The organism is Chloroflexota bacterium (assembly GCA_009840355.1).
GTDB lineage: Bacteria > Chloroflexota > Dehalococcoidia > Lucifugimonadales > JADFKI01 > Bin90.
Window position 1 is genome coordinate 30,677 of the sequence record VXNZ01000021.1, and the last position, 11,692, is coordinate 42,368.

The window sequence follows — 11,692 nt, forward strand, 5'->3', positions numbered from 1 at the left end:
CGCAAATGTCCACAGAACCTAGTTTAAGCAGATACTCCTACACTTACACAACACGGGCAGCTAAACAATAACCATGTTGTTGCGGTGGACTACTTCGTCGCCGTAGGTGACGCCTAGGATGTCGGCTATTTGTCGTGAGTGCTTGCCTTTTATTTCTGCGACTTCGCCGGCGCTGTAGTTGGTGATGCCCATGCCAATCTGCACGCTGTTGTCGTTTACGATGGATACGAGATCGCCGCGTCGGAATGTGCCGTCCGCCGCTATGATACCTGCCGGAAGCAGGCTGCCGTGCCGCCGCTGCAATACACGCGCCGCGCCGCCATCGACACCGATTTCGCCCTTGATGGACAGCCCGCTCAGCATCCAGCGCTTGCGGCTTTCCATCCTGCCGCGCCGCGCCGGGAAAAATGTGCCGAGGTGCTCCCCGTCCACTATGCGCTCAATGATGTTCGGCGTCTTGCCGTTGGCGATGAACACATCGACACCGGAGCTCGCCGCGAGCTGCGCCGCCTGGAGTTTCGTGCGCATGCCGCCGCGTCCCAGCGCGTCGAGCGATGGTCCTCCCAGCCGTTCCACCTCTTCCTGCGTGACTCGCTCAACAAGCGGAATCATCCGCGCGTTAGAATCGATATTCGGGTCGGCAGTGAATAAGCCATCAACCCTGCCCAGTATGATGAGCAGGTCGGCATCGACCAGATTCGCCACGAGCGCGGACAGCCTGTCGTTGTCGCCGAACACCTCGCCGGACAGTTCTTCGATGGCGACCACATCGTTCTCGTTGATGATAGGCACGACCCTGCGCCGCGAGAGTTCCATCAGTGCGTTGCGGATGTTGATGTAGCCCAGCCGGTCGGATATGTCGCGCTGCGAGATTAGCCCTTGCGCGATGGGGATTTCCTGCCAGCTGAAGAGCTGCTCGTAGGTGTGCATCAGGTGTCCCTGTCCGACGGCGGCGAGCGCCTGCTTCAGCGGCAGATTGCCGCCCTCCGCGGACACACCGAGCACGCGCCGTCCTGCTGCCACCGCCCCCGACGACACCAGCAGCACATCGCTGTTCCGAGCGTGCAGCCGGGCAATCTGTCCGACTAGCGCCGCCATCACTTCAATGTCGATGTTGTCGCCGCCGCCGGTCAGCAGCGCAGTGCCCGCCTTGATGACGACACGGCTGCTGTCGGGGCAGCCCTTCCATCTGTGGGCGGTCTTTGAATTGGCTGTGGCTATGGTTGTGTCGGTGGAATCGTGTGAGTTCTGCATAGTCGGCTCGGCAGCAGTCTGTTGCGGTTGATGTACGCGGCGGTAGGGCATGATACCCGAAACCCTGTGCCATTATATCAGCATAACAACGGCGAAACCTAACGGTGAACCCGTTACAATACAGTCTGACTAGCCGAAAGTGACACTCGGAGCCTTATAATGGCGAATTCACGGACAATCCCAAATGAGTGGAAGACAAGGACGTTCCCCGACATATTCTATGAAGAGCCGGAGATTGCCGAGGACGCTGCCGTGGGGGAAACCGCCCTCATGCAAATCAAAGGACTGCTCTGGCAGCGATACGGTGGGCTAGCGGATGTGTTTATCGCAGGCATGGTCTATGTTGCCTACGACAAGTCGGACGGCAATAGGCGTGTGCAGCCGGACTACTTCATATCGTTCGATGTGGACGCGGAAGCGATACGTTGGCGTTTGCCGAACTACTGGCTATGGGAGGCGGGCAAGGCGCCGGACTTCGTGATGGAAGTCGGCTCGCCAAGCACTGCCCAGAACGATCTAGGCGCAAAGCGCGACCTGTACGCAGAAATGGGCGTCAAAGAATACTGGTTGTTCGATCCGGCGGACGGCGACATCTACGGGCGGCCGATGCAGGGTTTGCGCCTAGTCGATGGCGAGTATCAGCCAATCGACATCCAAATCGGCGAGGACGGATCGCTAATATCGCACAGCGCGGCTGCTTAACCTAGACTTCTACTATCACGAAGGCGAGTTCGACGTGCTAGATCCTGATACGGGAAGCACCATCAACGAACTGACAATCGCCCACGAAGATTTGCGCCAAATGCAAGAGCGCCTAGACTTGGAGCGCGAGACTAGCCTAGCGGAACGGCAAGCACGACTAGCCGCAGAGGCGGAAAACGCCAGTCTCGGCGAGCAGTTACGCCGCCTGCAAGGTCAGTAGCCTTTGCACACTAGGAGGCTTGCTATCCGACAGCCGCGCGCCTAAATCGTGCTGACCAGGTTTGTCCACAGCTCGGTGACGGCGGGGGCATCCACTTCCATGGCTACGGACACATTCGGCTTGGCGGTCGAGTTCTTGCGCAGGTCCGCCACCGTGAAGCCGCGCGCGAATTCGCCCTGCGTTTCTACTCGCACATGCATATCGCGCAAGCCAAATAGCTCGGGCGCGATCGCATACGCCATCGGGCTGAGGTCGGAGTATTGCACGCCATCCGGGTTGTGCAGGCGGTTGTCGTTCTTATAAGCGCGGTTGATGAAGCGCGTCGCCTGCTGCAGCAAATTCGTCGCGGGCGTTCCGGCATCCCAAACGCGCTGTTGCTGCGCGCCCGACACTTCCACCTGGTTGCACACGTCCAAGCCGACCTGCGTAACACGCGCGCCCGATCGATACACGGCGTCAGCAGCCTCCGGGTCGCCTGCGATGTTTGCGGTCGCCAGCGGGGTTACATTGCCCGGCTGGAAGAGCGCTCCACCCATCACCACAATCTCGCCGACGCACTCGGCAAAGCGAGGCTCGATGCTCATAGCGAGCGCGACATTGGTCTGCCGGCCAATAGCCATTATCGTTAGTTCGCCCGGTGCCGTCAGCACGCGGTCGATGAGTTCGGGTACGGCATGCCTCACCCGAAGGCTCTTGATTGGCAGGGGCCATTCGATATTTCCGATACCGTCGTCGCCGTGAATATGGGACGCGTAAGTCGGCACCTGATAGGTCAGTGTCCGCCCCACGCCTTGATACACCGGAATATCAGTGCGTCCGGCTGCTTCCAGTATCCGCAGCGCGTTCACCGTGCATTGCTCCACTGATGCGTTGCCATGCACCGTAGTAATTGCTTCCACTTGCAACTTGTCGCTCGCCAACGCCATCAGAATAGCCGCCGTGTCGTCAATACCCGGGTCGGCGTCAATTATCACCCGCTTTGCCTGTGCCATCTCAAACCTCTAATCTTCGCAAATCATTCCCGTTCGTAGTGGGCTTATCGTACCACCTTGCTGACAGACTGAAAAACTGCCACACTCACAGACTTACTACGGCGTCTCTTCGTATTCTACGCCTTCGGGCATGATGGTCTTTGGCAGGAAGAATTCGAACTGCTGACGGTCGCCGTAGCCTTCGATGAATCCCGGCGACACACCTTCCGAGTTCAGCGCCGCTGACACGATGGTCTTGTTGAACAGATGCACCGTATCCGCCGCCAAATACTCGTCCACCGGCATCCAAAGCGCCGCCTCCAGCTCCTCCTCCTGCATCGTTATCTCAGTGCTGAGCGGCGACAGCCTGCACACAAAATAGATGTCAGACTTCCCGTACCTGTACCCATGCCAGTGACGCAAGCACACCATCGCCTCAAAGCGCGTTCGCACGCCCGTCTCTTCGAGCACTTCGCGAACCACGCCATCCGCCAAATGCTCACCTTGTACGAGCGCGCCGCCGGGCAGCTTGTACGACGGCCCGCTGCGTGGACGAATCTGATGCCGCTCGGACACGACTAGCAGCTGCCTATCTTCGCTCAGCACCACGCCGCCCGCGCCGATGTAGTGCGTGGCGTGCGGTGGAATGTACGCGCCCTTCTCGATCTGCAGCGTCATCATCACATAGTCTTCGCCAGCGTGGTGGTAACGGAAGCCCGCCTCAGCCGCGATTGGCACCAGCGCAGCGTTGGCGACCGGAACTTCCAGCCATGCAACTTTGTAGCCGACATCCTGCCAGTCGTCCATCGCATCTGCCAGCCGCCGCCTGAACCGAGACGAATCCACCGGCAGCGCCCCCGGATTCACCACAAAGCCGCCGAATGGGTTTGGACTGCCTTCGAGTGTGCTCATAATAATTCCTTCTACTTCATGTGTAATTTGCGTCCGGTTGGCGGGGCGCATCAAATCACGGCCGGATGCCTCTCCCGCGCCATTATCATGTTCCCATGCATCACGGTCCCACGCATCATCTTCCCACGAATTCAGGCATTACGCCCTCCGCGAAGAGGCGCAGCTGCTCCATGAACTCGGCGCGCGGCATGCCTTCTGCCCAGTGCAGCATTATGTGCTCCAAGCCGGGGTATTTTGCCTCTAGCTCGCGCAGGAACTCGACGAACTCTTCGGCGGTGCCGCATATCCACGCGCGCTGCTGCACGCCGTCTTCGATATGCGGCGTCCGTGCGGGCGCACCGGGCGTTCCCCACACGCGCCCTTGCTCGTCGGCATAGCGCACAAAGCCGAATGGCGCGAACCATTTGTAGCGCTCGTCGTGATACGGTCGCAACTTGTCCATCGCTTCTTGGCGGCCGTCCGCGATGTAGAAGCCCACTTCGAGCGCGAGGTTCTCCCCCAATTCGAGGTCGCGGCCGTACTTGGCATTGGCATCTTTGTACTGCTCGAAAATACCTTCGACGAGCGTCTCGCCGGTCAGCCCGACTACGCCGTTGATGCCGTTGCGCGCGATGAAATCTATGGTGCGTCCGCTTACGATGGGCTGCCACATCTGCACGGGCAGGTGCTTTGGTCGCGGCACGAGCGTAACTTCTTGCAGGTCGTAGCCGCGATATTCGACTTCCGGCGGGATGGTGAAGTGCTTGCCCTTGTGCGAAAACGACTCTTCGTTGAACGCCTTGAATATGACATCCATCTGCTCCTCGAAGAGCGCGCGGTTGGCGTCGTTGTCGATGACGGGCGCGCCGAACGACTCGACCTCGCGGCTGTGATACCCGCGTCCGACGCCGAATATGATGCGTCCGTTCGTCAGGATGTCCGCCATCGCGTAGTCTTCGGCGAGCCGCACCGGATGCCACATCGGCACGATGTTGAATGCGCAGCCGAACTTCAAACGCTCGGTCTTGCCCGCCAAATGCGTCCCCATCAGTATGAGATTCGGAATCGTCTCGTATCCTTCGCGCTGGAAGTGGTGCTCCGCCATCCACAGAGCGTAAAAGCCGAGCTCGTCCATCAGTCCCGCGACCTGCTCTGCGGTTTCCATGCTCTCTGTCAGCCGTTCGTTAGGATAGCGCCTTTCGTCCGAGGGCGTGCCGCCGCTGCCCACATCGTCTAGGTCGATATTGCCCACATACAGCACCGAAAAATTCTTAATCATCCAACAAGTCCTTGTGATGTCTTAGTCCAATAGTTCATTCGCAAAGTTTGTTACGCAGCGTTTCGCTGATAGCGTTTTCTGCCAAGCGCGATCGCTGGCAAATTCACCACGCAATAATATCAGAAAGCGGACGTGTCATTGCGAACTATGCGTAGTTTGCTTCGCTCGGAATGGCAATCGTGGACTTACCGCGATTGCAAGTCTCTAATCCAATATGTCGGCATATCCTCGGACGCGGCGATTTTGGCAACGGGGGTTACGCCGCCGGCTACTAGCGCGGATTCGATGCCGAAGCTATTTGCGCCGCGTATGTCCGTTTCCAGCGTGTCGCCGAGCATCACCATGTCCATCGTGCCGGAGCGGGCGTGCGCCTCGGCAAAGATTGCGCCGTTGGGTTTGCCAAGCCTGTCGAATTGCAACTCTGCGCGGTCCGGGTATCGCTGCTCTAATGCGGATTCGATTATCAGCGCGACACTGCCGCTCGCCATACCGAAGCCGTCGTCGTCCGGGAATACGATGTCAGGATTGGGCAGCACTAGGCGCGGCGTATCACCGCCGTCGATCATTCGGAATAGCGTAGTCAGCGCCGCGTTCACGCCGTCCACGAACGGAAAGCCATCCTGGTCGCCGACGACAAGCACATCGAATTCGTCAGCGGCATCCACGACGATGCCACCAGCGCGGCGCACAAATTCGGCGCTGTCCACGGTACCAAGCACCGCGCAGTTGGAGCCTCGCAAGTCGTTCGCCGCGAAGTATCCGGTCAACAACCCGCCCGAAGTGATAATCCGCGCCGCATCGACATTCAAGCCTTCGCTGCGACACCGTGCCGCGCGTCTTTCCGGCAGCGCGGAGGAGTCGTTTGTCAGCACATAGTACGGTTTGCCAACTCGGTTCAGCCGGTCGATGAGCGCCGCCGCGCCGGGCAGCGCGCCGACCGAATACGACAGCACACCAAAGGCGTCGAACAGCAGCACGGAATACCGCTCCACCAACTCGTCTATCGTTATTTCGCGCACATCCATAGCAGGAGGTATTGTACAGCGTGCGTGGCGGCTTATCCTAGACATTGCCAGTTAGTAAGGCGATTCCGTCCGGGCAACGATAGACCAATCATACTGACTATCCTGTCCACCCTGTTAATTGCCTCTAGCATGACCTTTCCGCGAGGGGAAGGGACTTTGAGATTCGGCATTATTTCAGTAGCGGGGAAAGTAACCGCATCGGACGCTGCGCGCTTGAACCTGTAGTGCGCCGGTGCTATCGTGAAATTAGGACTATTTCGTAGGAACGGCAGCGCGGCGTGGCATTGCAGCGCGACAAGGGCGGACGATGAACAGGTTCGAGCAGGACGACGAGCAGCCTCAGCGCGAAGACGGGGCAGAGCGAGAGCGGCGAGAGCAAGCGGGCTTCGGCGCGGGACTTACGATGCCCGGCGCGGATGGCGTTGTTGTCATCACATGGATATTTCTCGCCATCAATATCGGCGTTTGGCTGATTATTCAGCTCGCGAGCGGCTCGTTCAACCAGGATGTGGACGTGCTGCTGCGCTTTGGCGCGATGTTCGGGCCGCTCATCGCAACCGGCGAGTACTGGCGCTTTTTCACCGCGATGTTCTTGCACGCCAACATCATTCACCTGCTGTTCAACTGCTTCGCGCTTTTCATATTCGGCAGGTTAGTCGAAGGGGTGTACGGCAATGTGCGCTTCACAGTCATCTACCTGCTGGCAGGGCTGGCCGGCGGTGCGCTCAGTTATATGTTCAACAAGACGGCGATTGGCGTGGGAGCGAGCGGCGCGATATTCGGCATTCTGGGCGCGCTCGCCGCGTACTTCATCGTGCACCGCGACACGCTAGGCGAGATGGGCAGGCGCAATCTCACGGGTATCGCCACCATCGCCGCCATCAACCTCGTCATCGGGCTGCTAATCCCCAACATCGATAACTGGGCGCACTTCGGCGGGCTTGCGGGCGGCTTCGTGATGGGCTTGGCGCTCGCGCCACGGTACATGTATGAAATCGTCGAAACGCCGTTCGGCACAATACGCCGCATCGTCGCGCAGCTGCCGCTCGGCGCGCGCTGGCTTGCCGTGCCCGCGTTCGCTGCATTTCTCGTAGCGTTCATCTGGTACACCGGCACGGATGTATCCGACACACAGCAGTCGCAGATATTCGTCGTCCGCGCGGAACGCCTGCTGCAGGACGGCGACGTAATGGGCGCATTAGAGCACGCCGAGCGCGCGGTGGAATTGGACTCGCTCAGCGGCAGCGCATACTATACGCGCGGCAAGATAATGGCACGAATCGGCGCAACCGACCAAGCGCGCTCCGACATCAGCGCCTCGCTGCGCCTCGGACTGCCACCTGACCAGCGCCAGGACGCGGTATCGTTCCTCGTGTCGCTGCGGTGAGTTTGGGATGGCTGCGTCTGCGACAAGCGGTCAGCGATTCTTTCACTCCCAACCTATCCTCTCTCATCGTCGGAAACAGATTTACGTGTGATGATTTTAGATTCCTCGCTGCGTTCGGAACGACAACATTAGGGATTTGTGAAATCGTATCAGCCTTGCGCTGTGTTGCGAAATTCATGGTAGAGTATGGGCATGACACTTCCGAAGTTTCCCACGGAGCGCGATGAGAAGCGGCAGTATTTGCTGGATGCCGTAGATGCGATACGCGAGCGCGTGGCGGCGTCTGCCGATGAGTCGGAGCGGCTGGGCACGCTTGCGCCGGATGCCGTTGATGCGGTGCGAGATGAGGGATTGTTCACGCTGAAGCTGCCGATGGCGCTCGGCGGCGCGGAGGCAGACCCGGTTACGCAGATCGAAATCATCGAAGAGCTTGCGTACATCGATGCGGCTGCCGGATGGTGTCTGATGATTGGCGCGACCGCCATCGGCAGACCGGGCGCGTTCATCAGCGAAGACGCGGTGCCGGAAATGTTCCCGGGCGGGCGCATTCCCACCGCCGCGACATCCACCGCGCTCACGGGCAAGGCGATTCCGGTCGATGGCGGATATATGCTCAGCGGCAGGTGGCCCTTCGCGAGTGGCGTGCGGCACGCCGAGTGGATGACGGCGGGCGCGAGCATTCCCGCGCGAGGCAACACCGAGGAGACGGGCGTTACGCTGGTCTATCCCGTGTCAGAGGGGCGCATCCACGACAACTGGCAGGTGATGGGGTTGGAAGGCAGCGGCAGCAACGACATCTCGGTGGAGAACCTGTTCGTGCCGGATGCGTTCGTGTGGGAGACGGCGCTTTGGGAGCCAAAGCGCGGTGGCGGGATTTACCGCATGGGCAGGCCCGGCTTCGTGGCGAACGAACACTCCGGCGTAGCGCTTGGCATCGCAAGGCGGGCGCTCGACGAGATAATGTACAAGGCGCCGTTCAAGAAGCGCGGCAACCCACCAACGGCATCGCTCGCGGACCGCGAGGCGTTTCGCGGGGACATAGGCGTGTGCGACATGCGGCTGCGTGCCGCGCGGATGCTGGCGCACGATGTCTTCGAGCGCGCCTACGCAATCTGCTGCGCGGGCGAAGTGCCGGATGCGAATGTACAATCCGAGATGCGCGCCGTGTCCGCGTATGTGACGCAGGTCTCGGTGGATGTGGCGACGACGGCGTTCCGTTACGAAGGCGGCTCGGCGATACACCGTAGCAATATACTGCAACGCTGCCTGCGCAACATCAACGCCGCCGCGCAGCACTTCATGGTCAGCGACAGCTCCCTCGAAAGCTACGGCGCGACATTGCTAGATGTTGAGAATGTCCGGCCGATGGCGTAGGGCGACTCTTCAAATCGGCACATCACACTTCATACTAATGCTCCATCATAGCCTTCACGCGGAGTGGAAGGCAAAAATACCGCAGCATGTCACTTCTGGTAAATCGTGATGCCATAAGTATCGATGTGCCGCTTGAACGGCTTGTATCGGATGCTTTCGTATGCCGTCAGGTCGCATTTTTGTGGGATTGGCATGTCTTCGAGGTCAAGCGCGAGCCTACCAAGTCGATGTACGTCCATGATTCCAATAGTGGCAAGATCGATGTCCGAGCGCGGCTTCGCATTGCCCGTTGCTCGCGAGCCGTACAGTCTGACTTCCTTCAATTCGGGATACGAAGAGAATAAATCTGTCAACATTTGCACAGTTCGATCTGGTAAGTCAGGGGTGTTCATTCTTCAACCTCTCTAACATTAGCTTCTGATAAAGAGCGTCAAATAGAGCAAGGTACCGTGAGAATATGTTATCTACCACCTCCTTGAAACTTTCAAGATCGTAAGTATGCGACATTTTATTACGATCTATCAGCATGTCTATCCAATCTTCGCATTCGTCAATCAACTCAGCATTACAAGCCGCACGGATTACATTACGAGGAGTGAGAGTTGGTATTATAACGCCATCATATTGCAATCGATCTTTCAGGAGGTTCCAAGACAATTCAAAGGTAAATTCAAATCGCTGAACAACTCCTTCAAGTTCGAGTTGGTTCAACGGCTCGACGCCATCCTCAAGCGCCTCTCGAAGTAGAGCGTACGCACGTGAATAGTTGTCGAAGCGATATTTCCAGCGTATTTCTTGGCTCACTTATAGCAACCCCATATCTTCCCCATTCTGTCCATCGATGTTAGCCGTGATGTCAGCCGTCGTCAGTCTCGGAAGCGCAAGCCTATTTCGGCTTGCTCTAGGAGCTGCCCGTCGCGGATTTCTTTTACTTCGTCTGCCATGGATAGCAGCGTCGAGTCGTGGGTGGCGGAGACCACGCTGATTCCCTGCTTTATCACCATGTCTTTGAACAGGCCGAAGATTGCGTGCGCGTTGTTGGAGTCTAGTTCGCCGGTGGGTTCGTCCGCGAGGATTAGCGATGGGCGGATGACGATGGCTCGCGCGATGGCTACGCGCTGCTGTTCGCCGCCGGATAGTTCGTATGGACGATGCCGCGAACGTGTCCATAGCCCCACAATGTCCAACGCCTCCTTGGTGCGCTCGGCGCGTTCGCCGGCGTTCATGCCGCGAATTCGCAGTGGCAATTCCACGTTCTCGAACGCGGACAGCAGGGGCAGCAGCCCGAACGATTGGAATATGAACCCGATGCGATGGCGGCGCAAGTCGGTCAACTCTTGCTCGCTCATCTCGGCAAGGTCTTGCTCTTCGAACAGCACCTTGCCGTCGCTGGGCTTGTCCAAGCCTGCCATGATGTTCAACAGCGATGTTTTGCCGGAGCCGGACCTGCCCACGACCGCAATGAACTGACCGGGGAACACGTTCAGATTCACGCCTCGCAGCGCGTGCACCTCTTCCGAGTCTAAGTCGTATCTGCGCTCCACATCAACGGCTGCCAGTAGTCTCTGTACTCTGCTCAACTGCCTTGCTCCTGATTGGTTGTCAGTTTTTTGTCTTCAGTTTTCAGTTATCGGCAATCAGTCGTCTTATTCGGAAATGTCCGCGCTGACCACTGATAACTGATAACAAAAGTCCCTATTGCACATCGTCCGGTGTCAGCGTAACCATGCCGTCTTGGGTGTCGATACGTGCGCGTTCGCCGATTTTCAGGCGGTCGATGATGTCGCGCGGAATCTGCACCCTGCCGCTGCCGTCCACCAAGATGAACTCTTCGAGCGGGTCGTCGGTGGATGCGGCGCCGGACAGTCGCTGGAATGTTACCCTGCGGCGCACTTCCGTCGCCATTTTGCCATCGCGAATCATCACCACGCGCCCGACCTTGTACGCGATGTCCGGGTCGTGCGTAACGATTAGAATCGTGGTGTCCAGTTCGCGGTTAATCTCGCCGAACAGGTCGAGTATTTCGGCGGCGGTGTTGTCGTCGAGTTCGCCGGTAGGCTCGTCTGCTAACAGCAGAGGCGGGTGATTGGCGAGCGCGACTGCGATGGCGACGCGCTGCTGCTCACCTCCGCTCAACTTCTCGGGCGTGTGCCCCATGCGATGTCCTAGCCCGACGAGTTCGAGCAGTTCTTCAGCGCGCTTTCTGCGCTCGCCGGGCGATGTAAAGGTCAGCATCATCGGCAGCGCGACATTTTCCACGGCGGTCAGATACGGGAACATATTGCGGCTCGTCTGCTGCCAGATGAACCCCACTTCGTCGCGCCTGTACAATTCTGTTTCGTTCGGCGTCATTCGCAGCAGGTCTTTGTCTCCCACGCTCACACGCCCGGCCGACGGCGAATCATAGCCGGCGAGGATGTTCAGCAGCGTGCTCTTGCCGCTGCCGCTCGCACCTACGATTGCCACCACCTCGCTGCGCTGCACATTCAGGTCAAGCCCACGCAGCGCCACCACTTCCAGATCGGCAATCTTGTATATCTTGAACAGGTCTTCGCAGACGATATACGCTTCTCGGTTTGCGTAGGTCAT

13 protein-coding genes are annotated in these 11,692 nt (G+C 58.7%); 4 read left to right on the top strand and 9 right to left on the bottom strand.

Annotated features, from left to right (window positions below; genetic code table 11):
- Positions 1-60: 60 nt before the first annotated feature.
- Positions 61-1,254 (bottom strand): glutamate 5-kinase, encoded by a 1,194-nt coding sequence (proB, locus tag F4X57_05445; GenBank protein ID MYC06597.1) that lies wholly within the window; start codon positions 1,252-1,254, stop codon positions 61-63.
- A 159-nt stretch (positions 1,255-1,413) separates the two neighbouring features.
- Here proB and F4X57_05450 point away from each other — a divergent pair, with 159 nt between their 5' ends.
- Together F4X57_05450 and F4X57_05455 are read left to right on the top strand one after the other, a co-directional pair.
- Entirely contained in the window at positions 1,414-1,956 is a 543-nt protein-coding gene (locus F4X57_05450; protein MYC06598.1) for a Uma2 family endonuclease, read from the top strand.
- Between the two features lie 34 nt (positions 1,957-1,990).
- A complete protein-coding gene (locus F4X57_05455; protein MYC06599.1) occupies positions 1,991-2,176 on the top strand; it encodes a hypothetical protein in 186 nt (61 codons plus the stop codon).
- Positions 2,177-2,217: 41 nt separating this feature from the next.
- On the opposite strand, the gene F4X57_05460 is transcribed toward F4X57_05455, so the two are convergent.
- From F4X57_05460 to F4X57_05475, 4 genes are all read right to left on the bottom strand, one after another.
- Positions 2,218-3,168, bottom strand: a complete 951-nt coding sequence (locus tag F4X57_05460; protein MYC06600.1) for a nucleoside hydrolase — start codon at positions 3,166-3,168, stop codon at positions 2,218-2,220.
- Between the two features lie 96 nt (positions 3,169-3,264).
- The gene (locus tag F4X57_05465) at positions 3,265-4,110 is read right to left on the bottom strand and encodes an NUDIX domain-containing protein (GenBank protein MYC06601.1); all 846 of its coding nucleotides are present in this window, start codon (positions 4,108-4,110) and stop codon (positions 3,265-3,267) included.
- Positions 4,111-4,174: 64 nt separating this feature from the next.
- The gene (locus F4X57_05470) at positions 4,175-5,317 is read right to left on the bottom strand and encodes an LLM class flavin-dependent oxidoreductase (GenBank protein MYC06602.1); all 1,143 of its coding nucleotides are present in this window, start codon (positions 5,315-5,317) and stop codon (positions 4,175-4,177) included.
- Between the two features lie 185 nt (positions 5,318-5,502).
- On the bottom strand, positions 5,503-6,387 hold the full coding sequence (locus F4X57_05475) for an HAD hydrolase-like protein (GenBank protein ID MYC06603.1): 885 nt from the start codon (positions 6,385-6,387) through the stop codon (positions 5,503-5,505).
- A 262-nt stretch (positions 6,388-6,649) separates the two neighbouring features.
- Here F4X57_05475 and F4X57_05480 point away from each other — a divergent pair, with 262 nt between their 5' ends.
- Together F4X57_05480 and F4X57_05485 are read left to right on the top strand one after the other, a co-directional pair.
- Positions 6,650-7,729: a rhomboid family intramembrane serine protease gene (locus F4X57_05480; protein ID MYC06604.1), complete on the top strand. Its 1,080-nt coding sequence runs from the start codon at positions 6,650-6,652 to the stop codon at positions 7,727-7,729.
- A 186-nt stretch (positions 7,730-7,915) separates the two neighbouring features.
- On the top strand, positions 7,916-9,103 hold the full coding sequence (locus F4X57_05485; GenBank protein MYC06605.1) for a hypothetical protein: 1,188 nt from the start codon (positions 7,916-7,918) through the stop codon (positions 9,101-9,103).
- 89 nt (positions 9,104-9,192) lie between these two features.
- Here the strand turns inward: F4X57_05485 and F4X57_05490 are convergent, their stop codons facing one another.
- The 4 genes from F4X57_05490 to F4X57_05505 all read right to left on the bottom strand — a co-directional run bounded on the left by F4X57_05490 (position 9,193) and on the right by F4X57_05505 (position 11,692).
- On the bottom strand, positions 9,193-9,495 hold the full coding sequence (locus F4X57_05490) for a nucleotidyltransferase domain-containing protein (GenBank protein ID MYC06606.1): 303 nt from the start codon (positions 9,493-9,495) through the stop codon (positions 9,193-9,195).
- Positions 9,482-9,907 (bottom strand): nucleotidyltransferase, encoded by a 426-nt coding sequence (locus F4X57_05495; protein MYC06607.1) that lies wholly within the window; start codon positions 9,905-9,907, stop codon positions 9,482-9,484. The genes F4X57_05490 and F4X57_05495 overlap by 14 nt, the downstream gene beginning before the upstream one ends.
- A 62-nt stretch (positions 9,908-9,969) precedes the next feature.
- Entirely contained in the window at positions 9,970-10,683 is a 714-nt protein-coding gene (locus F4X57_05500; protein MYC06608.1) for an ABC transporter ATP-binding protein, read from the bottom strand.
- A gap of 115 nt (positions 10,684-10,798) precedes the next feature.
- A complete protein-coding gene (locus F4X57_05505) occupies positions 10,799-11,692 on the bottom strand; it encodes an ABC transporter ATP-binding protein (protein MYC06609.1) in 894 nt (297 codons plus the stop codon).